Source organism: Stenotrophomonas sp. LGBM10, from assembly GCF_046736075.1.
Taxonomy (GTDB): Bacteria; Pseudomonadota; Gammaproteobacteria; order Xanthomonadales; family Xanthomonadaceae; genus Stenotrophomonas.
In genome coordinates this window covers 3277191-3301163 of sequence record NZ_CP177163.1, presented here as the reverse complement: position 1 = coordinate 3301163, position 23973 = coordinate 3277191, and the positions used below count along the sequence as shown (strand labels likewise).

Here is a 23973-nt window from a genome sequence, read left to right as displayed (position 1 = left end):
CAAAGGCCGCTGCCCGACCGGGCAGCGGCCTTCACGAATCAATCTTCTTCGACGGCCGAGTTCGACTTGGTCGTGATCACCTTCTTGCCACGGTAGAAACCGTCAGCGGTGATGTGGTGACGCAGATGCACTTCGCCCGTGGTCGGGTCGGTCGACAGCTGCTTGGCGCTCAGGGCGTCATGCGCACGGCGCATACCGCGGCGGGACGGGGTAACACGGGATTTCTGCACAGCCATGGGATTGCTCCAAACTCGGTTCGTTTTGCTTCGTCGTTTCGTCGCACAGGACGCCAGCGCCCAGCACAGTCTTCGCTTTCGCCGCAGCCGCCGACGACAACCGGCTGCTATTGTTTTTTCAACGCCGCCAATGCCGCGAACGGATTGGCCTTGCTGATTTCTTCTTCGGTCGGTGCCCAGTCGCGATCCACCGCCTCACCATCGGGAGACAGCGGTACCACCGGGACGGCCAGGACGAGTTCGTCCTCGACCAGTTCCAGCGGACGCAGTTGGCCGTCCTCGGGGACCAGCCACGGCTCGTACCCCTCCGGCAACGAGGATTCATCCTCTTCGCTGCGGATCAGGCCAAGCCGTTGCACCATCGAGACCGGCAGCAGGAAGCGCTGCAGGCTGCGCTGACAGATCAGCGGCAACTCGGTGTCGATGGTCAGTTCAACATAGGATACCCGCAGGATGTCGTCGTGCGCGAATTCCAGTGCATAGGTGCACCGGCCTTCGGTATCGGCAACAAGGCCTTGCAGGCGGGTCAATTCAGCCAGATCGACCTGGCCGTCGAAGCGCCTGCGCGCTGCGACCATCCGCCAAGCATCCAGCAATTCGGGCACGTTCGCGGACATAAGCCGCTGAATGTTAAGGATCGCCCGGCCTGCTGTCAAATCCGGTTTCAGTCAGGTTGCAGCTGGTGCCCCGGAACAGCCAGACTGCCGGCCTTCCGCGCCCGGTATTGTCGCATGACCCCGCTCCTGCTTGCCTCCACTTCCCGCTACCGCCGCGATCTGCTGGAGCGCCTCGGGGTGCCACTGGATACCGCGCGGCCGGACGTGGACGAGACCCCCGCCCCCGGCGAGGCGCCGCGCGCACTGGCGGTACGGCTGGCGCGGGCCAAGGCGGCCGAGGTGGCTTCACGACACCCGGGCCGCTGGACGCTGGGGTCGGACCAGGTCGCCGAGCTGAACGGCGCCCCGCTGGGCAAGCCCGGCACCGTGGCCGCCGCGCAGGCCCAGCTGGCGGCGATGTCCGGCCAGTCGGTGGCGTTCCATACGGCCATCTGCCTGATCCGCGATGGCGCGATCCATCAGGCCTGCGACCTGACCGAAGTCCGCTTCCGCACGCTGGGGGCCGACGAGATCGCGCGCTACATCGCCGCCGAGCAGCCGCTGGACTGCGCCGGCAGCTTCAAGTGCGAAGGCCTGGGCATCACCCTGTTCGAGGCGATCGACAACAGCGACCCGACCGCGCTGATCGGGCTGCCGCTGATCGCCGTGGCGCAGCTGCTGCGCCAGGCCGGTTACCGCTTGCCCTGAGCGTCGCCGGCGGCGGCGCGCGCAGGGACCACGAACACCTGGTCCTGCCAGCGCTCGACACTGCCGTCGCGCCCGTACAGGTTCATGCCCAGCCAATGCCGGCCAGGCGTCAGCGCGCGGGTATCGATGCGGGCATCAAAGCCCACGTTGGGGTGCTGCGGGTCGTTGGAGATCTTCCAGAACGCGGTCACGTCATAGGCCCGCCCGTACTGCGCCTCGGCCACCGGGCGATCATCGACCAGCAGCTCCACCCGGGCCAGGCCGACGCCATCCTTGAACGCCCAGCCGCGCACATCGAGCATGCCGTCCACCGTGGCATCGGCCACCGGCGTATCGATCCAGGCCATCGCCGGCGTCACGCAGGGCCCGGCGGCGCGTTCGGCCGGCAGCTTGAACAACAGGAAACGCTGGAAACCATGATCGTTGCTCACCACCCGCGGTGGCGGCAGCGGGCCCACCTGGCGGCAGACATCGTGGTAACGCTCCAGCAGGTCGCGGTAGCGCTGGTCGCTGGGCGACAGCACCAGCAGCATCGGCGCATCCCGCTGCCCATCGTGCAGGAGCCCCCACAGGCCGAGCTGCGCGCTGCGCCCGTGCTTGTCGTTCAAGGGATGCTGCAGCACCTCGATCGACGGGTCGCGCAGCTGGAAGCCCAGCTCCGCGCCGACCTTGAAGTTGCCGGCCAGCACCCGCGTGCCGGGGGGCATCGTCGCCAGTTCGTCGCGCACGGCATTGGCCAACGGCTGCCAGCCGGCGAAATTGCGCGGGTAGTACTTGTAGCCCGCCAACTGCTCGCGCAGCGCCGGGGTGGACGCCATCAGGTAATAGGAGAACGCCAGCGCCAGGCCGGCACCGGCCATCCACCAGCCGGTGCGCCGCAGCCAGCGCGGCCAGCCGTTGAAAACCACCGGCACCGCGATCAGCAGCGCCAGGTAGCCCGGCAGCGGCCAGTGGAAACTGATGCGCTCCACATCGGTGAAGAAGCCGAGCACGAAGATCGCCACCGTCGACACCGCACCGATCAGGCCGAAGTAGCGCCATTGCGCGCGCGCGCCACCGCCGGCGCGGGTACCGGCCAGGGCCACCTTCCACATCGCCACGCACAGGATCGGCGTAACCAGCATCGGCTGGATCACCAGGAACCACAGGCCGCTCCACTGGAAGGCCCACGGGTGGCGTTCGACGACCTGGAATTTCAGCCCGGCCTCATGGTTGTCGGCATTCCACGCCAGCAGCGGCAACCACGCCAGCACGCCAACCGCCAGCGCCACCCACACGCGCGGATCGCGCAGCATGCGGCGGCCCTGCGGAATCAGCAGCAACGCGATGAACCCGACCACGATCACACCGATGAAACGGTAGTGGCTGAGCGCGCCGATCATCAGGCCCAGCGCCAGCTTCACCGCCGCCGCTGCATCGACCTGGCGCAGCAGCCGTGCGCCGGCATCCAGGCACAGCACCGCGGCCAGCGCCATCGGCACATCCGGTACCGCCAGCATGCCCAGCGTGGCCGACAGCGGCATCAACAGGGTGAGGCTGCCCGCCTGCCAGCCCGCCACCGCACCGAACCAGCGCGTGGCGATGCGCGACACCGCCCACGGCAGCCATGCACCGATCGCCAGGAACGGCAGGCGCTGTGCCAGCACATGCGGACCACCTATCTCCACGCCCAGCCGCGACAGCCACGCCGTCAGCCCGGGCAGGTCCGAATAGGCCGCCGCCAGGTGCTGCCCTTCCTGCCAGTAGAACGCTTCGTCCACGAACAGGGGAAGGCGCGCGGCCACCACCAGTTTGACGGCGGTGACCAGCGTCCATAGCAACAGGAAAATTGTGCGTGCGCGTTGTTCGCCTTGCATTGCTCTATAGAATCAGTGGAATCATCGACACGAGACGGACATGGACAACTCGCCCCACGTGCCAGCCATGCTAACCGATGTGCTGCGGCAGTCCCTGCGCAGCGCCCAGGACCAGGTCAACGCCCTGCTGCTGGGCAAGCAGCACGAGGTGCGGCTGGCATTCGTGGCACTGCTGTCCGGTGGCCACCTGTTGATCGAAGACCTGCCCGGCCTGGGCAAGACCACCCTCGCCCACGCACTGGCATCCAGCCTGGGACTGGGCTTCCAGCGGGTGCAGTTCACCTCGGACCTCCTGCCCGCAGATGTGCTCGGCGTCTCGGTTTATGACGCCGGCAGCCGTCAGTTCCAGTTCCATCCCGGCCCGGTCTTCACGCATGTACTGCTGGCCGACGAGATCAACCGCGCGCCACCCCGTACGCAGAGCGCGCTGCTTGAAGCGATGGCCGAGCAGCAGGTCACGCTGGATGGCACCACCCATCCGCTGCCTGATCCGTTCTTCGTCATCGCCACCCAGAATCCGGTGGATCTGTCGGGCACGTTCCCGTTGCCGGACTCGCAGCTGGACCGCTTCCTGCTGCGCCTGGCACTGGGCTATCCCAATCCGGAATCGGAGCGCGAACTGCTGCGCGGCACCGACCGCCGCCACCTGATCGCCCGGGCGACCGCCCAGCTGAGCGAAGCCGACGTGCGCACGCTGCGCGAGGCGGTAGGCCAGGTGCACGCCAGCGACGCGCTGATCGGGTACGTGCAGGCGCTGCTGACCCGCAGCCGGCAGCATGCCGGCGTGCGCGTGGGCCTGTCGCCGCGCGCCGGGCTGGCCCTGCTGCGTGCGGCCAAGGCGCATGCGCTGCTGCTGGGGCGCGCGCATGTGGTGCCCGAAGACGTGCAGACCCTGTTCGTCGCCGTGGCAGGGCACCGCCTGGTACCCGAGGCCGAGGCCTCCACGGGACCGGCGCTGGCGCGCGCGATCCTGCAGACCGTCCAGGTCGACTGAGATGCACAGCGGCTGGGGAGACCGCTTGAAGGAGAGGATGTTGCCGGCCAGCGGCCGGCATTACACGCGCCCGCGCCAGCCCGAATCATTGCCACGACGCATAGACCGTCGCCGCATCTACGTGCTGCCGACGCGCTTCGGCCTGTTCGTGGCCGTGCTGGTGTGCGCGATGCTGCTGGGTGCGCTGAACTACAACAACAACCCCGCGCTGCTGCTGGCCCTGCTGTTGAGCACGACCGGCATCGCCAGCGCGATCAGCGCGCACCTGCAGCTGTCGGGCGTGCAGGTGGACGCGGTGTCGGCCGAACCGGTGACCGCCGGCCACCCGCTGCGCCTGCGCATCAGCCTGTCGCGTCGCGATGCCCGCGCCCGGCGTGGGCTGCGCATCGAGCACCAGGACGCCCTCGCCTTCGCGCATCTGGCACAGGATGACCAGACCGAAGCCGACCTGGATGTGCCCACCACGCAGCGCGGCTGGCTGGACCTGGACCGCATCCGGCTCTCCACGACCCAGCCGCTGGGCCTGGTGCGCGCCTGGACCTGGGTGTGGCCGGACACGCCGCTGCTGGTCTACGCGGCGCCCGAAACCCAGGCACCGGCACTGCCCGACGGCGGCGGCGACCCGCTCCACACGCGCGTGCATCCCAGTGGCGAGGAACTGCATCAACTGCGCCCCTACCGCGCCGGCGACCCGCCGCGCAGCATCGCCTGGAAGCACTCGGCCCGCCGCGACACGCTGCTGGTACGCGAGTACGAGCGCCCGGTCGGGCTGGACGTCCAGCTGGACTGGCGGCACCTGGCGCCGCTGCCGACCGAAGCACGGATCGCGCGGCTGGCGCGCTGGGTCGACCTGGCCGAACGCGAAGGGCGCCGCTACACGCTGAGCCTGCCCGGGCAACCGGTGCTGGGCCCGGGCAGCGGCAACGCCCACCACCACCTGTGCCAGCGCGCGCTGGCGGTGCTGCCGCATGGCTGATCCCGTGCTGTCCCCCGACCTGCCACGCAGCGCGCGCGACTGGAGCCTGGCGAGCGCCGCCCTCGGCCTGCTGCCGCTGCTGCTGCAACTGCCCAACGCGCTGGCCGCCGTGGTGGCCGCTGTCGCGATCGGCACGGCACTGACCTCGCGTGGCCGGGTGCTGCCCGCGCCGCTGCGCGTGCTGCTGGTGCTGGGCATGCTCGGCGCGATCTACTGGCAGATGGGTGCCCGGCCCGGCCGCGACACCGGCTGCGCGCTGCTGGCGGCGATGCTGGCGATCAAACCCAGCGAGCTGCGCTCCCTGCGCGACGCCCGCAGCCTGCTCGGCTTTGCCTTGTTCGCCCCGTTCGCCGCGTTCCTGCTCGACCAAGGGCCGCTGACGCTTGCGCTGGCGGTGCTGGCCGCGTTGACCGCCCTGCTCACGCTGCAGCGGCTGGCGCATGTGGAAGGCCAGGCCACGCCGCCCGCCGCGCGCGGGCAGGCACGCGGCATCGCCCGGCTGGTGGCGCTGGGGCTGCCGCTGGCGCTGGCCGCGTTCTGGCTGTTCCCGCGCCTGAGCGAGCCGCTGTGGGGCATCCCCGAGCGTGCGGTGGCCAAGCCCGGATTGTCCGACAGCATGGAACCGGGCACCTGGGTGGACCTGATGGCCGATGACACCCCGGCCCTGCGCGTGCAGTTCTTCGGTGCCGTGCCGGCGCCGGAGCAACGCTACTGGCGCGGCCCGGTGATGACCCGGTTCGATGGCCGCCGCTGGGAACAGGATCGCAGCATCGACCGGCGGCCGCCGCCGCAGGTGGTCCACGCGGCCACGCGCTGGGACTACCAGATCGACTACGAACCCACCGACCGCCGCCAGCTGGTGGCGCTGGACCTGCCGCTGGCGGCACCGCCCGGCAGCGAGCTCAGCGCCGACCACAGCCTGCGCAGCCGGGCGCCCCTGGCCGCGCTGACCCGCTGGCGGCTGCAGTCCTCCCCGGCCACCGCCTATACCCAGCCGCTGACGCCTTACCAGCGCCAGCTCGCGCTGGCCCTGCCGGCCGGCTTCAACCCGCGCACGGCGGCGCTGGCCCAGGCGTGGCGCCGCGATGCCGGCCAGAACGATGCGGCGATCGTGCAGCGCGCCCTGGACTGGATCGGCCAGCGCTTCGCCTACACCCTGGACACGCCGCTGCCCGGGCGCAACGGCGTGGATGAGTTCCTGTTCGACCACCAGGCCGGCTTCTGTGAACACTTCAGCGGCGCGTTCGTGGTGCTGATGCGCAACGCCGGGATTCCCGCACGGGTGGTCACCGGTTTCGCCGGTGGCGTGCGCAACCCCTATGGCAACTACTGGGTAGTGCGGCGGATGGATGCCCATGCCTGGACCGAAGTGTGGCTGGACGGGCGCGGCTGGGTCCGGGTGGACCCGACGGCCGCCGTGGCGCCTGAGCGCGTGTACGACACGCTGGAAGACCGCCTGGGTGCCCGCGCGGGCAGCGGCATGCAGTCGCGCTGGCTGCAGGCCAGCCAGCTCAGCGATTGGCTGCGCCGCGGCTGGAACGACATGGTGCTGTCCTTCGATGCCAACCGGCAGCAGCAGCTGCTGCGGCCGCTGGGCATCGACCGGCTGGAACCGTCACAGCTGATCGCTGTTTTCATGGTCTTCGCACTGGCCGCGCTAGGGTGGATGGCGTGGCTGTTGGCACGCGGGGAGCGGGAGCGCGATCCGCTGCTGCGCGCCTGGCACCGGTTGAACCGGCGCTACGCGCGGTACGGTCTGGCCCGTGCCCCCGCCGAACCCGCCGGCGACTGGGCGCGGCGTGTCGACGCACAACGGCCCGACCCCGCCCTTCTGGCACTCAGCATCCGTTTCGTTCATGCGCGGTACGCTGGCGCAGACGTCGACCTCGCTTCATTATTGCGCGACCTGCGCAGGCATCGCCCGAACCCCGGAGCATCCTCATGAAGATCCAACTGCTGCTTCCCCTGGCCGCCTCTCTGGCACTGGCCGCCTGTGCAACCGCACCCAAACCGCTGCAGGGACAGTTCAGCGTCGTCACCCCGCGCGACTCGGTGGCTACCCAGCAGGTCGGCACGCCCGTCCGCTGGGGCGGGCGCATCATCGAAACCACGCCGGGCCAGGGTGAGACCTGCTTCCAGATGATCTCGCGCCCGCTCAACGGCAGCGGCCGCCCGAGCACCACCTCCTCCGATGCCAGCGACGGCCGCTTCATCGCCTGCCGCGCCGGTTTCTACGATCCGGCCGTGTTCGAGCCGGGCCGCGACGTGACCTTCATCGGCAAGATCGACGGCTACCAGAACACCCGCATCGGCGAGTACGACTACCGCCTGCCGAAGATCAACGCGGACGTGATCTACCTGTGGCCGGAACAGCGCCAGGTCGACGTCGTGCCGGCCTATCCCTACGGCCCGTGGGGCCCGGCATGGGGCCCAGGCTGGGGCTACCGCGGCTGGGGCTGGTGGTAAGAGAACGCAGTAAAAAAAACGCCACCCCAGGGTGGCGTTTTTTCATGCCCCGAAATGCCCCAGCGGCGCGCCGGCGAGCAGATGCAGGTGGATGTGGTACACGGTCTGCCCGGCATCGCCCCGGCAGTTCATGACGATGCGGTAGCCGTTCTCGGCGAACCCTTCGCGGCGCGCGTATTCGGCGGCGGCCAGCGCCAGCTTGCCGATCAGGTGCGCCTGCGACGGCTGCACATCGTCCAGCGTCGGAATCGCCTCGTTCTTCGGAATGAACAGCACGTGCACCGGCGCCTGCGGTGCGATGTCCTTGAAGGCCAGCACCTCGTCGTCTTCATAGACGATGGTGGCGGGAATCTCGCGGCGGATGATCTTGCCGAACAGGGTGTCGTTGCTCATGGGGCACCGTAACGAACAGGGCCCTGGAGAGTAGCGCGGATGCGCCGCCGGATTCGACCCTTGCCGCGCGACCTCATTCCTGGATGTCGGTGCGCGTGCCGAAGGCGTGCGACAGCGTGCCGCGGTCCACGTACTCCAGTTCACCGCCCAACGGCAGCCCTTGGGCCAGGCGGCTGGGCCGCACCTTGTGCGTGCGCGCCAGCTGCGCCAGATAGTGGGCCGTGGCCTCGCCCTCCACCGTGGCGCTGGTGGCGATGATCAGCTCCTGCACCTCGCCCTGCTTCAGGCGCGCGTCGAGCTGGTCCAGCCCGAGCTCGCGCGGGCCGATGCCATCCAGGGGCGACAACCGGCCCTGCAGCACGAAGTACACGCCGCGGAAGCCGGTGGCGTGTTCGATCGCCAGGCGGTCGGCCGGCGACTCCACCGCGCACAGCTGCTGGCGCTCGCGGCTGCCATTGGCGCAGACCGTGCAGAGCTCGCTTTCACTGAAATCGCGGCATTGCACGCAATGCCCGATCCGCTCGATCGCCTGCGCCAACACCTCCGACAGGCGCTGCCCGCCATCACGTTCCCGCTCCAGCACGTGGTAGGCCATGCGCTGTGCAGTCTTCTGGCCCACGCCGGGCAGCACCCGGAAGGCCTCGATCAGTTGTTCGAGCAGGGGCAGGCTCATGGCGGCGCACTCACTTCAGAAACGAACGCGCGAAGCCCGGGGGCTTCGCGGCGCAGGCAACGCGGGACGCCAGGCAGGGCCGGCGCCGGCGCCGGAATCAGAACGGCAGCTTCATGCCCGGGGGCAGCTGCATGCCGGCCGTGGCCGAGCCCATGCGGTTCTTGGATTCGGCGTCGATCTTGTTGGAGGCATCGTTGAAGGCCGCCGCGATCAGGTCTTCGGCCATTTCCGGATCGGCCAGCACAGCCGGGTCGATGCGCACCTTGCGGCACTCCTTGGCACCGGTCAGGGTCACGCTGACCATGCCGCCGCCGGCACTGCCGGTCACTTCCAGCTTGGCGAGGTCTTCCTGGGCCTTCTGCAGGTTTTCCTGCATTTTCTGGGCCTGCTGCATCAGTTGGGCGATATTGCCACGCATGGTTCGTTACTCATCAAAGGGTCGGATGGAATCGGTCACGACCCGGGCGCCGTGTTGCTGGACCAGCAACTGCACGTCCGGATCGGCCATGAAAACGGCTTCGGCCGCCTGTTGTCGTTCGCCGCGCTGGCGGTCCGAACGCTGGTGCAGCGTTTCGGCCTCCGCGCCACCGGCTTCGATGACGATCTTCGGCGCCTGACCCAGCGGACCGGTCAGGGCGTCGGTCAGCGCCGCCAGCGAGCGGTCCGAACACAGATACTCAAATCCGGGCGATACCGCCAGTTTCAAGACGCCGCGTTGATAGCCGATGAACGCCGCATGCGCCGCGAGCTGCCGCGACGGCCCATTGAGCTGGCTCTGGGCCACCAGTTCCAGCCAGGCCTCGGCGCTGGCCAGGGTGATCGGGGCACCCGGGGCGGCGGCGGCCACCGGAGCGTCGGCCACGGTTGGGGCAATCGCAATCCCCTGCGGGCGCTGCGGTGCGGGGGCCGGCGGTGCCGGTCGTTCAGGCGGCGCTTCCCACGGCGCGACCATCGCCGCATCGGGCGTGGCCATTTCCGCAGCCAGGGCTTCGTCGCGGTCGTCGGCGGCGCCGTCCTGGTGCCACGGCGGCAGGTCGTCCGGATCGGCGACCACGGCCGGTGCTGCGGGCTTGGGCGGGGCAGGCGCGGGGGCCGGTGCCGGTGCCGGCGGCTCCACGGCGGGAGCGGCCTTCGGTGCGGCAGGCGCGGCGGCTACCGGCGCGGGTGCCGGCGCGGCGGCTGCCGCAGCGACCGAACCAACACCGTGGCCGCTGCCGCTGCCCTCCCTGCTGCCCACGTCGGTGCCGGTGCCGGGATCACGCGGCACCGGCGGCACGGCAGCCGCCGGGCGGAATGCCAGCATGCGCAGCACGGCCATTTCAAACCCGGCGCGCGGACTGGGCGCCAGATACAGATCGCGGCGCCCGTTCAGCGCCATCTGATACCAGAGCTGCACCACTTCCGGCCGCAGGCGCTCGGCGAAGGCCACCGCATCGATGCCCTCGCCCGCCGCCGGTGCGCCCGGGACCAGCTGCTGCACCTGGATGCGGTGCAGGCCTTCGGCCAGCGCTTCCAGCACGCCACCCCAGTCCGGCGAGAATTCCGCCAGCAGGGCCACCACCTGCAACAGCCGGGGGCCGTCGCCGTCGGCCAGCGCATCGAGCATGGCGGCCACCTGGGTACGGTCGACCGTGCCCAGCATCGTGCGCACCACGTCCTCGCGCAGCGCGCCGCCGGCGTAGGCGATGGCCTGGTCCAGCAGCGACAGGCCGTCGCGCAGGCTGCCATCGGCGGCCTTGGCCAGCTGGACGATCGCGCTCGGGTCCGATTCGATCTCTTCAGCGGCCAGAATCCGGGTCATCTGCCCCTGGATCTGGTCCTCGTCGAGCCGCTTGAGGTTGAACTGCAGGCAGCGCGACAGCACCGTCACCGGCAGCTTCTGCGGATCGGTGGTGGCCAGCAGGAACTTCACGTGCTCCGGCGGCTCTTCCAGCGTCTTCAGCAGCGCGTTGAACGCGGCCTTGGACAGCATGTGCACTTCGTCGATCAGGTAGACCTTGTACTTGCCACGCGAGGGCATGTACTGGGCGTTCTCGATCACCTCGCGGACGTCATCGACACCGGTATTGGACGCCGCATCGATCTCCAGCAGGTCGATGTAGCGACCCGAATCGATGTCCAGGCAGGCCGGGCACTGGCCGCACGGGTCGGCGCTGGTGCCCTGCTCGCAGTTCAGCGACTTGGCGAAAATACGCGCGATGGTGGTCTTGCCCACCCCGCGGGTGCCGGTAAACAGAAACGCATGGTGCACACGGCCGCTGTCCAGCGCATTGCTGAGCGCGCGGACCACGTGTTCCTGGCCCACCAGCTCGGCAAAACGCTTCGGACGCCACTTGCGGGCAAGGACGAGATAGGACATCAGGCCACCGTCTTCATCGGGACGTCCATTGTGCCACGCCTGTCCAGCCCCCCTGCCCCCTGCGTCGTGCCGCTTGTGCGATCGGGATTCCCCCGCTAGAATTTGCGCCCCTGCAGCGGGTTGTTGCCGCAGGTCCGGAGAGGTGTCCGAGTGGTTGAAGGAGCACGCCTGGAAAGTGTGTAAGCGTCTAAACCGCGCTTCGGGGGTTCGAATCCCCCTCTCTCCGCCAGACAAACGTAGAAAGGCCGCCTTCGGGCGGCCTTTCTGCTTTTCGACCGTTCGATCTCAGCCGCCGCGACGCCGTTGCGCGATTCTTTGGCGGCGTCAGTCGTCTCGACGTTACCATCCCCCCATCGCATACACGTGAGGCCTCACTTGCTGTTCGCCCCCCCCCCTACCGCCAGGCCGAAGGCGAAGCCGCTGCAGACCGCCCGGTCAGGAACGTTCACCGACAACATGCGACTGCCGGTCCACCGCTGGTTCCGTTATTCGGCGGGCTTCTCGGCTGAATGGGCGGAAAGCGTCATCGATGCCCACGGCGGCAAGCAGTGCACGGTGCTTGACCCCTTTGCAGGATCCGGCACCACGCTTGTCGCGGCCGAGCGCTGCGGCGCGGCCGCGTTCGGGTTCGAGAGCCATCCGTTCGTGAATCGCATTGCCGAGGCCAAGCTGTCCTGGCCCAGCGACAGCGATGCGTTCCTGGACGCCGCCGAGACGGTAAAGAAGCATCTCGACGCGTGGGAAACGCTGATCGCCGAGGCGCAGAGTGCGCCCGATCTGCTGCAGAAGTGCTACGCCGTTGACGTGCTTGCCCAGCTCTATGCCCTGCGCAACGGGTACACCACGGCGGCGGCCACGCTCGATCCTGCGGCGGCACGTCTGGTATGGCTGGCCATCACGGGCATCCTTCGCGTCTGCAGCGGCGTGGGTACGGCGCAATGGCAGTACATCCTGCCCAACAAGTCGAAGGCCAAGGTGCTGGAGCCACGGGTGGCATTCGATGCCAAGGTGCAGCAGATGGCGGCGGACATGCGCGCGGCCCAGGAACAGGGATGGAGCGGCTCTGCCCGTGTGTTCGCGCACGATTCGCGCAACGGGCAGATCCCGATCGAGCCCGGCTCCGTCGATCTCGTCCTGACCTCCCCGCCCTATGCAAACAACTACGACTATGCGGATGCCACCCGCCTGGAAATGATGTTCTGGGGGGAGATCAAGGGCTGGGGCGACCTGCAGGGTGCCGTTCGTCAGCACATCGTCCGTTCGTGCTCCCAGCACGCCGCGGCTGACCGCGTCGATCTGGCCAGCGTGCTTGCACATCCCAGCCTGTCAGCCATTCACAGCGAGATAAGCGAGGTCTGCAACGAGCTCGCCACGGTCAGGCTCAGCAAAGGCGGCAAGAAGGCCTACCACATCATGGTGGCGGCGTATTTCTACGACATGGCGGCCACGTTCACCATGCTTCGCCGCGCCTGCCGCGACGGCGCGCGGATGTGCTTTGTGGTCGGCGACTCCGCGCCTTACGGCGTCTATGTGCCTGTCGACGAATGGCTGGGTCGCCTCGCGGTAGCCGCAGGCTTCACCTCGTACTCGTTCGAAAAGCTGCGCGACCGCAACACGAAGTGGAAGAACCGGAAACACACCGTGCCTTTGCACGAAGGCCATCTATGGATTGAGGGTTGACTGTGGCGAAATCTCCATCACACCGCTTTGGACAGATCATCGGCGACCTCCTGGAGGAGATCATCCTGCCGCAGCTCCAGACGTACTGCGATACGCGCGGACTGTACCTGGACAAGAAGGGCAAGCGCACCGCGCGCTCGGGTTCGAAGGTCAGCTGGCAGGACCGCTACGAGAACGTCCACGACCTTGATTTCGTCATCGAGTCGGGCGGAACCGATGACGTCCTTGGGCGTCCCGTCGCCTTCATTGAAGCGGCCTGGCGCCGCTACACGAAACACTCCCGCGCAAAAGCCCAGGAGATCCAGGGTGCGGTCATGCCGATCGCCGAAAAGCACCACTGGGACAAGCCCTTCCTTGGCGTCATTCTCGCGGGCGTGTTTACCAAGGAGTCGCTGGCGCAGATGCGCAGCTGTGGCTTCGAGACCATCCTGATGCCCTATGACTCGATTGTTGAGGCATTCGCCTCCGTTGGCATTGACGCACGATTCGATGAGGACACGCCGGATCAGCAATTCGCACATGCCGTGGAACAGATCGAAGCGCTCACGCCCGAAAAGAGAGCCTCGTTCAAAGCGCACCTGACCGGGAGCAATAAAACGCAGCTGGAGGGATTCTTCGACAACCTGAAGAAGGCCATCGACAGGGGCGTATCCAAGGTCATGGTCATGCCACTGCACGGTGCCGAAAGGGAGTTCGCCGGCGTGGATGCGGCAACGCAGTTCGTTGCCGAGCATGACCAGAGCAAGGTCGACGAAGGCGCGTTCCGCAAGTACGAGATCCTCGTGCGTTACTCCAACGGTGACCGCGTTGAGGCCTCGTTTGAAGGCAAGGACGCGGCACTGCGCTTCCTTGCCTACATTGGAGCCACTGCACACTAGCCCGGCTGCGGGGATGCCCCCCAAGTGGGGCAATGGTGCGTCGCCCCTTCCCTGTGGCAGGATCAGCCGCTCAGTCAACTGCAAGGAATGCGCGATGACACGGATGATTCCGCGGTATGCCCTCGTACTGGCCTGCGCGGTCGGCATGGCCGCCTGCACGCAACCGGCAGCCCCCGACGCGCCGGTTGCGTCGGGAGCGCCAGCGCCGGAGGCCAGCACTCCGCAGGCCGATGCCACACCGGCGCCCAACGCAGCGGTGACCCACACCACCCCAGGCCAGGCGCAGCCGCCCCGGGCCTGCATGATTGCCGGTGAGTTCACGCTGTTCGGCAAGACCATCCGCTCCCGCGACTGCGTGCAGTCCAGCGGCGCCTCGAGCGAGGCAGAGCTGAAGAAGATCTGCGAAGGGTTGGCGTCCACCTCTGCGCAGATGGGCGGCAAGGCCGGCCAGGTCAGCTACATGGATGCCTGCCCGTCGCCGTCGCAGGGCAGCTGCACGGGGCTGTTCGGCCTTGCCTTCGATGGCTACTACTACGAGCGCGCTGCTGACGACCTGGCCGGACTGCCGGACAGTTGCACCCAGGGCGGCGGCCGCTGGACCGCCGGGTGAACCCGCCCTGGGCGTCACCGTGACCCGGGGCGTGACCGACGGCCACGGCCCGGGCCGCTGACGGCTCAGCCGCTCGAGACCTTCATCAGCACCAGCCCGCTGACGATCAGCACTGCCGCGCCGATCCGCATCGCGCTGACCTGCTCGCCGAGGAAGACGATGCCGACCACGAACGCGCCGACCGCGCCGATGCCGGTCCAGATCGTATAGGCGGTACCCAGCGGCAAGGTGCGCATGGCCAGCGACAACAGCCAGAAACTGGCAGTCATGGTGACCAGGGTGATGATCGAGGGAGTGAGCTTGCTGAAACCGTCGGACTGCTTCATCGCGAACGCCCAGACAATTTCCAGTACACCGGCTGCCAACAGATAGATCCAGGCCATGCGGCCCTCCTTGATGGGGCCAGGCCGTCCTGGTCAGTAATGCCCGATGCGGGGGAGGTCGTTCCTCCTGTGCAGCGTATTTTACCCACCTGCCCGCCCGATGGGCGGTCTGCCGGGCAGCGGGCTACACGGGATTCAGACTCGGCAGTCTGGCACTGCGTGCCGCGCATGCGCTAGAATGCGCGACTGCACTGCCGGACCTGTTCCGTCGCGCAGCTCCAGCAACCAGCGGCCGATCCTGATCGCCCTGTCTGCGGAACGTCTCTATGGTGGCCCCGTCGGCCCCTCGCGACGCTAGGTCGAAAATCCCGCCAGGGCCGGAAGGCAGCAACGGTATCGATCGACGCGGGCGCCGAGGTCAGCCGGCGGGGCCGCCACCTTTTTGGGGGTCCGGCACTGGCGTGCCCTGGTGGAACACCATCCGCCACACGTCCCCGCACTGCCGCCACAGCGAACTGCGCAGCACCGTGCGCTGGCGCGCTCCGTCGATCACATAGGCGCTGCGATAACGCACCTGCGCCAGTGACGGCGCCAGCAACACCACCGCGTAATCCTCGGACACGATGCACACCTGCGCGCGATCGCACGGGATCTCGGCCAGCGCCGCGTCGCGACCAAAGACCGCGCCGGAACTGCCGATCTCGCTGAAGTCGTCATCCAGCAAGGCCGACAGGCGTGCAACGTCGCCACGCACGACCGGATCGTGCAGCGCGCGTTCCAGCGCCTCCAGATGATCGGCCAGCGCGCCATGCACCTGGCTGCCCGCCATGCTCAGGGGTCCTGCGCGACCACGTTCGCCGCGGTCGGCGCGGCCAGCACCACGCGTTCGCCGGGCAGCGCCACGCGATGGCCGCGCTGGCGCAGGGCCTCGCCATCGGCGTGGCTGGCGTAGTGGTACAGCATCATCCGCGCCTGCAGCTCGCGGCTGTACTCGCGCTCCAGGTCATCCACACCGGTATGCGACGGATTGCCGTGCAGGCCGCAGTCGTGGGCGATCAGCTCGTTGTCATCCGCAAAGCGCGCGAGCATTTCCGGGATCGGACGGGTGTCGCCGCTCCAGGTCAGCGCGCCCTTCAGGCGCAGGCCGTAGGCGGTCTCGGGCCAGTGATGGCGCACCGGGAACACCTCCATGCGCACGCCGTCATGCCAGAAGGCGTCACCGACCACGATCAACTGGAACGCGTCCCAGAAGTTGGCGCCGCCTTCGGCCAGCACGTTCGGGTAGTCGGCCACCCGCCGGTGCAGCAGCGGCACCACAGTGGCCGGCACGTACAGACGGATGCGCCCACGACGCTGCGGCGAGAAGAATGCATCGACGAACAGGCGTTCGAACCCGGCCACGTGGTCCAGGTGCACATGGGTCACGAACAACGCCTGCGGCATGTGCCCGTAGTGGGCCTGGAAGGCGGTGAGCCCTTCGCCGCCGCAGTCGATGGTCAGCCACGGCCGCCCGGCACGCTCGATCACCGCCATCGGCGACCCCAGTTCGACGGCCGACGCATTGCCGACCCCCATGAAACGCAGCGCCCAGTCCATCAGTAACCCCGGTTCCAGGCCAGGTCGTAGGCACGGCGCAGCCGTGCATAGTCTTTTTCCACGTCGTCGTGGCTGCGTTCGCCGCGCAGCTTGATCAGCGAGCGCAGCAACCGCTTGAGATTGCGCTCGCGCCAGCGGGTAGCGGGAATACGCTGCACGCCGCGGTCGAAATCGATCAGCCAGCCGTGCCCGTTGGCGTCGAACAGGATGTTGTGCGCATTGAGGTCGGCGTGGTCCAGGCCGGCGCGGTGGAACCGGGCGATCAGGCGGCCGGTCTCCTCCCAGGGTGCGCCACGGCCCGCCACCAGCGCACGGTCGGCCAGCGAGCGCACGCCCTCCAGGCGTTCCATCAGGATGGCGGCGCGGTACCGCAGGCCCTCGCGCATGTAGAACGCGGCGATCGGGCGCGGCACCGGCAGCTTCTGCGCGCGCAGCGCGCGCATCAGGCGGAATTCGGCAAAGCTGCGGGTGTGGTTGGCCCCGCGCCAGAAGTACTGGTCGCGGCTGAATTTGGCTGCCACGCCGCCGCGCAGGTACTGGCGCAGCACGCTGTGGCCGAACGGCGCATCGACAAACCAGGCGCCGCCGCGCCCCCCGTCACCCACCGGGCGCGCACGCTCGCCCCAGTGCGCCGGCGAGAACAGGCTCATCTCGGCTTGCCGCAGCCGCTCGCGGTCGAACAGAATGGCACCCATCCCGCGTCCATCGCGGCAGGGCGTCAGCGCTTCAGTGGCGTCGAATGCGACCATTCCTTCGAGTCTAACAACACCATGCCATCAGCGTCCTCTTCCTTGTGCCTTTTGCGTTTGTCCGCACTCGGGGACGTGACCCATGTGGTCCCCCTCGTCCGCACCCTGCAGCGCGCCCGACCGGGCCAGACCCTGCACTGGATCATCGACAAGGCCGGGCACAAGCTGCTCGACGGATTGCCCGGCGTGGTGTTCCACCCCTACGACAAGAAGACCGGGCTGGCCGGGATGCGCGCGCTGCGCGCCAGCCTGCCGCCGGGCCGGTTCGAGGCGCTGCTGCAGATGCAGGTGGCGTTCCGCGCCAACGTGCTGTCGGCGTTCGTGCCGGCGCAGCGCCGGATCGGCTACGACCGTGCCCGCTCCAAGGATCTTCACGGGCTTTTCATCAACGAACGCATCCCTGATCGGCCCGGCATCCACGTGCTCGACGCGATCGGCAGCTTCTGCGAGCCGCTGGGCCTGGTGCAGGACACGGTGAGCTGGGATCTGGCCGTGCCGCCGGCGGCGTTCGAGTGGGCGCAGGCGCAGTGGGAGGACGACGGCCGGCCGGTGCTGATCATCTCGCCCTGCTCCAGCCATGTGCGCCGCAACTGGTACGCCGATCGCTACGCCGCCGTGGCCAACCACGCCACCGCACGCGGCTGGCGGGTGGTGCTGTGCGGCGGCCGCAGCACGCTGGAGCGGGACATGACCGATGCCATCCAGGCCCAGCTGCAGACCCCGGCGCTGGACCTGGTCGGCAAGGACACGCTCAAGCAGCTGCCGGCGCTGCTGGCCCGCGCCAACCTGGTGATGACCCCCGATTCGGGGCCGATGCACATCGCCAACGCGATGGGCGCGAAGGTGCTGGGTCTGCATGCGGCGAGCAATCCACATCGCAGCGGCCCGTACTCGGACCGCCGCTACTGCGTGGACCGCTACGACGATGCCGCGCGCAGATTCCTGGGCAAGCCGGCCAGTGAACTGAAGTGGGGCGCCAAGGTGGAGTTCGACGACGTGATGCAGCTGATCACCGTCGAGGACGGCATTGCGGCCTTCGAACGGTACGTCGCCGACCGGTAGGGCCGGGCGCTGCCCGGCTCCGTCGCCGCTCAGACGCCCGCGGCGTAGTCCTTGTACGACTTCTCTTCGACGTAGGCCGAGCCCAGCGCGAGATTGATGTCCTTCTTGATACGGGCGCGCGCGTCGTTCTGCAGGTAGACCGTGCGGGCCAGTTCGATGAAGCGCTCGTCGAAGGCCTGGGCCTTGTCCTGCAGGCGGATGGCGTCTTCGGTATCCCACAGGCGCTCGTTGACGGCTTTGAGCTCGGCGCGCAGGCGCGCGACATCCTTGACCGCGGCCGGATGCGCCATCCAGGTCTGTTCCAGCGCGCTCAACTCGGCGTGGATATTGGCCAGCTTGGCCGGATCGCTGATGCGCTCGGACTTGATCTGCAGGATCGAGATCTTGTCGAGCAGCTCGCCGAAGGACACGGGAACGAGGATTTCAGCGGTCATGGTGGGGCATCCGTTACGTGAGGCGGCCAGTTTAACGGACCGCGCCGTGCGGGGTGCCCGCCGCCGGACCGGAGAGCAGCCGACCAACGGTCGGCTCTGCCCGCAATGCGCTCCAGGCGAATCCGTCGAACCCCAGCGGGTGTGCGATCAACCCGTCTCCCCGTCAGACCAATAAAAAAGCCGCCCAGTGGGCGGCTTCTTCATTGATCTGGCGGAGAGGGGGGGATTCGAACCCCCGAGGCGCTATAAACGCCTGCCTGATTTCGAGTCAGGTACATTCAACCGCTCTGCCACCTCTCCAGATGGTCCCGGCGAACCGGGGAGCGAATGATACGGGCAGGACGCGCCGACGACAAGTCATTGCGTGCAATGAAGTGAATTTCTTCTGTATGGATGCCTTGCCGGATGTCCGGCGGGCCGCGATCATGCCGTTCATCCCCGCAACAATCCCCGGCCATCGCCCCGCCATGATCGAATTCGGACACCTCACCCACCCCGGCCTGCGCCGTGACCTCAACGAGGACACCTACTACGGCGACGGGGAGCTGGCCCTGTGGCTGGTGGCCGACGGCATGGGCGGCCATGCCTGCGGCGAGGTCGCCAGCGCCCTGGCCCGCGAGACCATCGTGCGCGAGATCCGTCGCGGCGCCACCCTCGCCCAGGCGATCCGTGTAGCCGATGAGGAAATCATCCGCACCTCGCGTCGCCGCAACGACAGCCTGCCGATGGGCACCACCGTGGTCGCCGCGCGCGTGCAGGGCAATCGCTACGAAGTGGCGTGGGTCGGCGACAGCCGGGCCTACCTGTGGCGCGACGGCACGTTGGCCCAGCTGAGCCAGGATCATAGCGTGGTCCAGGAAATGGTCAGCCAGGGCAACCTGACCGCCGAACAGGCGCGCGCGCACCCGCACCGCAACGTGGTGACCCAGGCGCTGGGGGTGACCGACCCGGCGCACTTGAACGTGGCCACCACCACCGGCGAACTGCGCCCCGGCATGCAGCTGCTGCTGTGCAGCGACGGCCTCACCGAAGAAGTGGAGGACCAGGGGATCGCCCGCACCCTCGCCTTCGACGACGCCAGCGCGCAGGAATGCGTGGATACCCTGGTGGCCGCCGCACTGGATGGCGGCGGCTCGGACAACATCACCGTGATCCTGGTGCGCTGCCACTGACGCGGCAACCGCACCGGTAGAGCCGACCGCTGGTCGGCTGCGCTGCGCTCAGGCGCTGGCGGCTTCGGCGATCTCCGGCTCGCCGTCCCAGATGGCGCGACCGGCCTTCTTGCGCAGCTTGGCCAAGCGCGCCTCATGGGCCTCCAGCTCAGAGGCGGTGGCCACCACGCGCGGGCGCGGCAGCAGGCGCGAGGTGTCGAAGGCCTGGGCGTGGGCCGTGCCCGGCCGGCCATCGTCAGCCGACCCGAAGCCGATTTCCTCCTGGCCCGAGGTCAGCGCGATGTACACATCGCCCAGGATCTGGGCATCGAGCAGGCCGCCGTGCAACTGGCGATGCGCGTTGTCCACGCCCAGCCGCTTGCACAGCGCATCCAGCGAGTTGCGCTGGCCCGGGAAGCGTTCGCGGGCCATCTTCAGCGTATCGATGACCGGGCAGCGATCAGTGATCCGGCCGTACTGATCGCCCAGCAGCGACAGCTCGTTGTCCAGGAAGCCCAGATCGAACGACGCGTTGTGGATGATCAGCTCGGCGCCGTCGATGAAGGCCAGGAATTCCTCGGCAATCTCGGCGAACGTGGGTTTGTCGGCGAGGAACTCCAGGGTCAGGCCGGTGACTTCCTGCGCGCCGGGTTCGAACTCGCAGTCCGGCTTGAGGTAGCGATGGAAGTGGTTGCCGCTGGGCCGGCGCTCGAGGTACTCCACGCAGCCGATTTCGACGACGCGGTTGCCCTTCTTCCACTCCAGGCCGGTGGTTTCGGTATCTAGGATGATCTGACGCATGGGCTCAGTGTACCGGTCCTGCCGCACGGATCCGGATGGCGGCGTCGCGGGCGAGCTGGTCCACACGCTCGTTGTCCGGGTCACCGGAATGCCCCTTCACCCAGCGCCAGTCGATGGTGTGGCGCAGCGTGGCGGCATGCAGGCGCTCCCACAGTTCGCGGTTCTTGACCGGGTCGCCGCCGGCGGTCTTCCAGTTCTTGCGGATCCAGCCCGGCATCCACTGGGTCAGCCCCTGGCGCACATACTGGGAATCGGTGAACAGCACGATGTTGCATGGCTCGGTCAGCGCCTCCAACCCGGAAATGGCCGCCATCAGCTCCATCCGGTTGTTGGTGGTGTGCGCTTCACCGCCGCTCAGCTCGCGCTCGTGCGCGTTGTAGCGCAGCAGCGCCGCCCAGCCGCCGGGGCCGGGGTTGCCAAGGCAGGAGCCGTCGGTGTGTATTTCAATTGTTTTCATTGCAGTCCAGATCAGGTCGCCACGGTGCCGTGCCAACGGCGTACCGGCAGTGGCGTTGGCCCCGGCAGGGCCAGGGTGCGTTTTTCAGCGGTGAACAGGCAGGCCGCGCGCAGCGGCGCCAGGCTGCCACGGTCGGGCGCGCGGTCGCGCCACATCGGGCCGAGGTAGTGCAGCTCCTCGCAGGTGAGCCCCGCCTGGGCCAGGGTGTGCCGCAGGCGCTGTGGCGAGCGCACCACCAGGCCGTGCCGGCGCCATTGGCTGCGCCACGGGCTGAACGGGTTGAGCGTGGACAGCCACAGGCGGCCGCCGGGCATCAGCACGCGCGTGCATTCGTCGATCAACCGCTCGGCGTCACGGGCGGTAACGTGCTGCAGGACGATGGCATTGACGCTTTCGTCCGGCAGCGGCAGCGGCAGGCTGCAACGCGCCTCGCCGGCATAGCCATCGGCCTGCCGGTACAGGCGCAGGCCGCGCCCGGGCAGCGTCGCCTGCTCCAGCCACGCCGGGGTCGGGGCGATCCACAGCCACGGCGTCACCGGGTGCGCGGACAGCAGCGGTTGCAGGCGCTCGAACTCCAGGCGGCGCAACGCATGCGCCGGTTCAGTATCAAACCAGGATGCGACTGTCGCTTGACGGGGGCGCGGCGCGGCGGGCATGGTCCAATTCTATGCGACTGACCGCCCTGCCCGCGTTCGCGGACAATTACATCTGGACGCTGGTCGCCGACGACGGCCGTGCGTTGATCATCGACCCCGGCCAGGCGGCGCCCGTGCTGGCTGCCGCAGCGCAGCAGGACTGGCGTCCAGAGGCCATTCTGCTCACCCACCACCACGACGATCACATCGGCGGCGTGGCCGAGCTGCAGGCCCGTTTTCCGGGGGTGGCGGTGTATGCACCGGTCGAACCGCGGATCGCCCTGCCCGCCCATCGGGTGGCCGAAGGTGAATGCATTCAGGCATTGGGGCTGGGGTTGCACGTAGTATCCGTGCCCGGGCACACCCGGAGCCATGTCGCGTTTCACACCGCTGAACATCTTTTCAGTGGCGATGCGCTGTTCAGCCTGGGCTGTGGGCGCATGTTCGAAGGTACGCCGTCCCAGCTTCTGGCATCGCTGCACAAGCTGGCGTCCCTGCCGTCGCAACTGCTGGTCTGTTGCGCCCACGAGTACACCGTGTCAAATGCCGTCTTCGCGCGGCATGTCGACCCCACCAACGCTGCGTTGTCGCAGCGCCATGAGGAGGCTTTGGCCATGCGCCGCGATGACCGCCCCACGCTGCCGGTAACCCTGGCAAGCGAACTGCAATGCAACCCGTTCCTGCGTACCCGCGCCCCCGTGATCCAGCAGGCCGTCAGTGCCCACCTGGGTCGTCCCGTCACCGATGAAGTCGACGTGGTCGCCGGTCTGCGGCGCTGGAAAGACGGATTCAGTACGTGAGTCGGCGATTGTTGCCGCTCGCGCTCGGCCTGGCCATCGCCGTGGCCGGCAGCGCGGGCGCCCAGTCGTTGACCGCCGGAATGTCGCAGAACGTCGCGGGCCTGTCCTCGCTGCCGCTGGACCCGTCCGCCCTGCCGCCGCCGTCGGTACGCAATGGCCAGGAGATCTTCGCCAGTTTCCGTGAGGGCCTGGCCGAGCCGACCTGCAATACCGAGGCCACCAGCCCCCGCTGGCAGAAGCAGTTTGCCCACGCGCCTTCCCGCCTTGCCAACCAGGACGATGACGCCCTGGTGCTGTTCGGCTATGTGGTCGAAGAGCTGCGCAAGGCCGATCTGCCGACCGAATTCGCGCTGATCCCGTTCGTGGAAAGCGGCTACCGCCCCAACGCCCGCAACGGCAGCGGCCCGACCGGCCTGTGGCAGTTCATCGCCACCACCGCCAAGAACCATCGCGTGCAGATGACGCCGGGCTACGACGGCCGCCTGTCCGCGGTGGATTCGACCCAGGCGGCGGTGCGTTACCTCAAGACCCTGCACGGCATGTTCGGCGGCGACTGGCGCCTGGCCACGATGGCCTACAACGCCGGCGAGTACCGGGTGCTGCAGTCGCTGCGCAAAGCCGGCATGAACGCGCAGAACGCGCGCCCCGCCGAGCTGCCGGGCCTGTCGCCGATCACGTACGCCTACGTCGAGAAGCTGCACGCGCTGGCCTGCGTGCTTGAAGATGCCGAGACCGAGCCGGCGGTGATGGCCTCGCTGGACCGCACCGTGCCGGTGCTCAAGGGCCACACCCTGCCAGCCGGCACCAGCGTGCAGCAATGGGCTGCCCAGCGCTCGCTGGACCCGGCCCGCATCGCCCGCCTCAACCCGGCCTTGGCCAGCGGCAAGGGCCGCCCCTCCGGCCAGGTGACCCTGCTGGCCCCGACCACGCACGCGCCGGTGGATGCCAGCGTCAGTGTCGCCAGCGTGGCCAGCGCGCCTTCCTCCGCCCCGGCGGAAGCCACCAGCCCGCGCAATGCGCCGGCCCCGGCCGCCAGCCGCACGGTGGCCAGCGCCGATCGCCCGCGCAGCCGCCGCCACACTGTGCGCGACGGCGAGTCGGCCTGGACCATCGCGCGCCGCTACGGCATGCCGCTCAAGGCCCTGCTGTCGCTCAACGGGTTGTCCGGCAGCAGCGTGCTCAAGCCCGGCGCGGTGCTGCGGGTCGAAGACTGAGCCAGGGTCCCGGTCAACACGCGTCAAAGGCCCGGCGATGCCGGGCTTTTTTTTGGGTCTTTTTTCCTTTGAAAGGTGGATCGGCTCATTTCAAGAGCCCGGACAGATACGCACTGCGGTGTTTCCGATCAAGTCTCCCGCGAGCGTGAAGGGCCCCGTCGCGGCCCGCAGGCCCCTGGGCAACTGTCCCCCGGCGCCGGCCTGCGGTCGTCCCCTCCTCCTTTACGTTGCCCTGGGGCCTGCGCACCGCGACGACGCTCGGCTTGCGGTGCGCGCGCAGGAAAGCAGTGCTTTGAAGCGCCAACCGTCTCGACACGTGGGCCGCG

27 protein-coding genes, 2 tRNA genes and 1 other RNA gene are annotated in these 23973 nt (G+C 68.5%); 14 read left to right on the top strand and 16 right to left on the bottom strand.

The features are described from left to right. Window positions 1-38 precede the first annotated feature (38 nt). Window positions 39-236 (bottom strand): 50S ribosomal protein L32, encoded by a 198-nt coding sequence (rpmF, locus tag ACLB90_RS14345; protein WP_017357626.1) that lies wholly within the window; start codon window positions 234-236, stop codon window positions 39-41. A gap of 107 nt (window positions 237-343) precedes the next feature. Continuing rightward, the gene (locus tag ACLB90_RS14340) at window positions 344-853 is read right to left on the bottom strand and encodes a YceD family protein (RefSeq protein ID WP_136005608.1); all 510 of its coding nucleotides are present in this window, start codon (window positions 851-853) and stop codon (window positions 344-346) included. A 114-nt stretch (window positions 854-967) separates the two neighbouring features. Here ACLB90_RS14340 and ACLB90_RS14335 point away from each other — a divergent pair, with 114 nt between their 5' ends. Continuing rightward, window positions 968-1540 (top strand): Maf family protein, encoded by a 573-nt coding sequence (locus ACLB90_RS14335; RefSeq protein ID WP_411850089.1) that lies wholly within the window; start codon window positions 968-970, stop codon window positions 1538-1540. Here the strand turns inward: ACLB90_RS14335 and ACLB90_RS14330 are convergent. After that, complete coding sequence (locus ACLB90_RS14330) at window positions 1525-3396, bottom strand: ArnT family glycosyltransferase (RefSeq protein WP_411850088.1); 1872 nt, start codon at window positions 3394-3396, stop codon at window positions 1525-1527. The genes ACLB90_RS14335 and ACLB90_RS14330 overlap by 16 nt on opposite strands. A 40-nt stretch (window positions 3397-3436) precedes the next feature. Between ACLB90_RS14330 and ACLB90_RS14325 the strand changes: the two genes are divergently transcribed. From ACLB90_RS14325 to ACLB90_RS14310, 4 genes are read left to right on the top strand one after another with little or no spacing between them, the layout of a single operon-like run. After that, window positions 3437-4390 carry an AAA family ATPase gene (locus tag ACLB90_RS14325; RefSeq protein WP_411850087.1) on the top strand — a complete coding sequence of 318 codons (954 nt, stop codon included), beginning with the start codon at window positions 3437-3439 and terminating at the stop codon, window positions 4388-4390. Window positions 4391-4427: 37 nt separating this feature from the next. Continuing rightward, a complete protein-coding gene (locus ACLB90_RS14320) occupies window positions 4428-5366 on the top strand; it encodes a DUF58 domain-containing protein (RefSeq protein WP_411852766.1) in 939 nt (312 codons plus the stop codon). Further along, window positions 5359-7311: a DUF3488 and DUF4129 domain-containing transglutaminase family protein gene (locus ACLB90_RS14315; protein ID WP_411850086.1), complete on the top strand. Its 1953-nt coding sequence runs from the start codon at window positions 5359-5361 to the stop codon at window positions 7309-7311. Before ACLB90_RS14320 ends, ACLB90_RS14315 begins: the two co-directional genes overlap by 8 nt. Then, the gene (locus tag ACLB90_RS14310) at window positions 7308-7832 is read left to right on the top strand and encodes a Slp family lipoprotein (protein ID WP_411850085.1); all 525 of its coding nucleotides are present in this window, start codon (window positions 7308-7310) and stop codon (window positions 7830-7832) included. Before ACLB90_RS14315 ends, ACLB90_RS14310 begins: the two co-directional genes overlap by 4 nt. Before the next feature lie 42 nt (window positions 7833-7874). Here ACLB90_RS14310 and ACLB90_RS14305 read toward each other — a convergent pair whose 3' ends face one another. The 4 genes from ACLB90_RS14305 to dnaX all read right to left on the bottom strand — a co-directional run bounded on the left by ACLB90_RS14305 (window position 7875) and on the right by dnaX (window position 11257). Beyond that, window positions 7875-8225 (bottom strand): histidine triad nucleotide-binding protein, encoded by a 351-nt coding sequence (locus ACLB90_RS14305; protein WP_411850084.1) that lies wholly within the window; start codon window positions 8223-8225, stop codon window positions 7875-7877. A gap of 73 nt (window positions 8226-8298) precedes the next feature. Continuing rightward, window positions 8299-8898 carry a recombination mediator RecR gene (gene recR, locus ACLB90_RS14300; RefSeq protein WP_411850083.1) on the bottom strand — a complete coding sequence of 200 codons (600 nt, stop codon included), beginning with the start codon at window positions 8896-8898 and terminating at the stop codon, window positions 8299-8301. A 97-nt stretch (window positions 8899-8995) separates the two neighbouring features. Next, window positions 8996-9316: a YbaB/EbfC family nucleoid-associated protein gene (locus ACLB90_RS14295; RefSeq protein ID WP_411850082.1), complete on the bottom strand. Its 321-nt coding sequence runs from the start codon at window positions 9314-9316 to the stop codon at window positions 8996-8998. A gap of 6 nt (window positions 9317-9322) precedes the next feature. Then, window positions 9323-11257 carry a DNA polymerase III subunit gamma/tau gene (gene dnaX / locus ACLB90_RS14290; RefSeq protein ID WP_411850081.1) on the bottom strand — a complete coding sequence of 645 codons (1935 nt, stop codon included), beginning with the start codon at window positions 11255-11257 and terminating at the stop codon, window positions 9323-9325. A 136-nt stretch (window positions 11258-11393) separates the two neighbouring features. On the opposite strand from dnaX, the gene ACLB90_RS14285 reads away from it, so the two are divergent. The 4 genes from ACLB90_RS14285 (at window position 11394) to ACLB90_RS14270 (ending at window position 14425) form a co-directional block, all read left to right on the top strand. Beyond that, window positions 11394-11486: transfer RNA gene (locus ACLB90_RS14285), tRNA-Ser, on the top strand. Window positions 11487-11632: 146 nt separating this feature from the next. After that, window positions 11633-12937: a DNA methyltransferase gene (locus tag ACLB90_RS14280; protein WP_411850080.1), complete on the top strand. Its 1305-nt coding sequence runs from the start codon at window positions 11633-11635 to the stop codon at window positions 12935-12937. A gap of 2 nt (window positions 12938-12939) precedes the next feature. Then, on the top strand, window positions 12940-13815 hold the full coding sequence (locus ACLB90_RS14275) for a DNA methylase (RefSeq protein ID WP_411852765.1): 876 nt from the start codon (window positions 12940-12942) through the stop codon (window positions 13813-13815). A gap of 94 nt (window positions 13816-13909) precedes the next feature. After that, window positions 13910-14425 (top strand): hypothetical protein, encoded by a 516-nt coding sequence (locus ACLB90_RS14270; protein WP_411850079.1) that lies wholly within the window; start codon window positions 13910-13912, stop codon window positions 14423-14425. Between the two features lie 65 nt (window positions 14426-14490). Here ACLB90_RS14270 and ACLB90_RS14265 read toward each other — a convergent pair whose 3' ends face one another. Continuing rightward, complete coding sequence (locus tag ACLB90_RS14265; RefSeq protein WP_411850078.1) at window positions 14491-14808, bottom strand: DMT family transporter; 318 nt, start codon at window positions 14806-14808, stop codon at window positions 14491-14493. 275 nt (window positions 14809-15083) lie between these two features. Here ACLB90_RS14265 and ffs point away from each other — a divergent pair. Beyond that, window positions 15084-15180: signal recognition particle sRNA small type (ffs, locus tag ACLB90_RS14260), an RNA gene on the top strand. Here ffs and ACLB90_RS14255 read toward each other — a convergent pair. From ACLB90_RS14255 to ACLB90_RS14245, 3 genes are read right to left on the bottom strand one after another with little or no spacing between them, the layout of a single operon-like run. Further along, entirely contained in the window at window positions 15167-15583 is a 417-nt protein-coding gene (locus ACLB90_RS14255) for a DUF4440 domain-containing protein (protein WP_411852764.1), read from the bottom strand. The genes ffs and ACLB90_RS14255 overlap by 14 nt on opposite strands. Continuing rightward, the gene (locus ACLB90_RS14250; RefSeq protein ID WP_411850077.1) at window positions 15580-16344 is read right to left on the bottom strand and encodes an MBL fold metallo-hydrolase; all 765 of its coding nucleotides are present in this window, start codon (window positions 16342-16344) and stop codon (window positions 15580-15582) included. The genes ACLB90_RS14255 and ACLB90_RS14250 overlap by 4 nt, the downstream gene beginning before the upstream one ends. Further along, complete coding sequence (locus ACLB90_RS14245) at window positions 16344-17093, bottom strand: 3-deoxy-D-manno-octulosonic acid kinase (RefSeq protein WP_411850076.1); 750 nt, start codon at window positions 17091-17093, stop codon at window positions 16344-16346. Before ACLB90_RS14245 ends, ACLB90_RS14250 begins: the two co-directional genes overlap by 1 nt. Before the next feature lie 21 nt (window positions 17094-17114). On the opposite strand from ACLB90_RS14245, the gene ACLB90_RS14240 reads away from it, so the two are divergent. Next, entirely contained in the window at window positions 17115-18155 is a 1041-nt protein-coding gene (locus ACLB90_RS14240; RefSeq protein ID WP_411850075.1) for a glycosyltransferase family 9 protein, read from the top strand. Window positions 18156-18184: 29 nt separating this feature from the next. On the opposite strand, the gene ACLB90_RS14235 is transcribed toward ACLB90_RS14240, so the two are convergent. Then, window positions 18185-18589, bottom strand: a complete 405-nt coding sequence (locus tag ACLB90_RS14235; protein WP_411850074.1) for a DUF6165 family protein — start codon at window positions 18587-18589, stop codon at window positions 18185-18187. Between the two features lie 209 nt (window positions 18590-18798). Then, window positions 18799-18889 (bottom strand) — tRNA-Ser (locus ACLB90_RS14230). 167 nt (window positions 18890-19056) lie between these two features. On the opposite strand from ACLB90_RS14230, the gene ACLB90_RS14225 reads away from it, so the two are divergent. Continuing rightward, window positions 19057-19761, top strand: coding sequence for a PP2C family protein-serine/threonine phosphatase (locus ACLB90_RS14225; protein ID WP_411850073.1), 705 nt, complete (start codon window positions 19057-19059; stop codon window positions 19759-19761). A gap of 48 nt (window positions 19762-19809) precedes the next feature. Here ACLB90_RS14225 and dnaQ read toward each other — a convergent pair whose 3' ends face one another. The 3 genes from dnaQ to ACLB90_RS14210 are packed head-to-tail and all read right to left on the bottom strand — an operon-like array spanning window position 19810 to window position 21654. Then, window positions 19810-20541 carry a DNA polymerase III subunit epsilon gene (gene dnaQ, locus ACLB90_RS14220; RefSeq protein WP_411850072.1) on the bottom strand — a complete coding sequence of 244 codons (732 nt, stop codon included), beginning with the start codon at window positions 20539-20541 and terminating at the stop codon, window positions 19810-19812. Window positions 20542-20545: 4 nt separating this feature from the next. After that, entirely contained in the window at window positions 20546-20998 is a 453-nt protein-coding gene (gene rnhA, locus ACLB90_RS14215; protein ID WP_411850071.1) for a ribonuclease HI, read from the bottom strand. Window positions 20999-21009: 11 nt separating this feature from the next. After that, window positions 21010-21654, bottom strand: a complete 645-nt coding sequence (locus tag ACLB90_RS14210; protein WP_411850070.1) for a class I SAM-dependent methyltransferase — start codon at window positions 21652-21654, stop codon at window positions 21010-21012. 11 nt (window positions 21655-21665) lie between these two features. Here ACLB90_RS14210 and gloB point away from each other — a divergent pair, with 11 nt between their 5' ends. Both gloB and ACLB90_RS14200 read left to right on the top strand, forming a co-directional pair. Continuing rightward, window positions 21666-22433, top strand: a complete 768-nt coding sequence (gloB, locus tag ACLB90_RS14205; RefSeq protein ID WP_411850069.1) for a hydroxyacylglutathione hydrolase — start codon at window positions 21666-21668, stop codon at window positions 22431-22433. Continuing rightward, window positions 22430-23647, top strand: coding sequence for a transglycosylase SLT domain-containing protein (locus ACLB90_RS14200; RefSeq protein ID WP_411850068.1), 1218 nt, complete (start codon window positions 22430-22432; stop codon window positions 23645-23647). Before gloB ends, ACLB90_RS14200 begins: the two co-directional genes overlap by 4 nt. Window positions 23648-23973 lie beyond the last annotated feature (326 nt).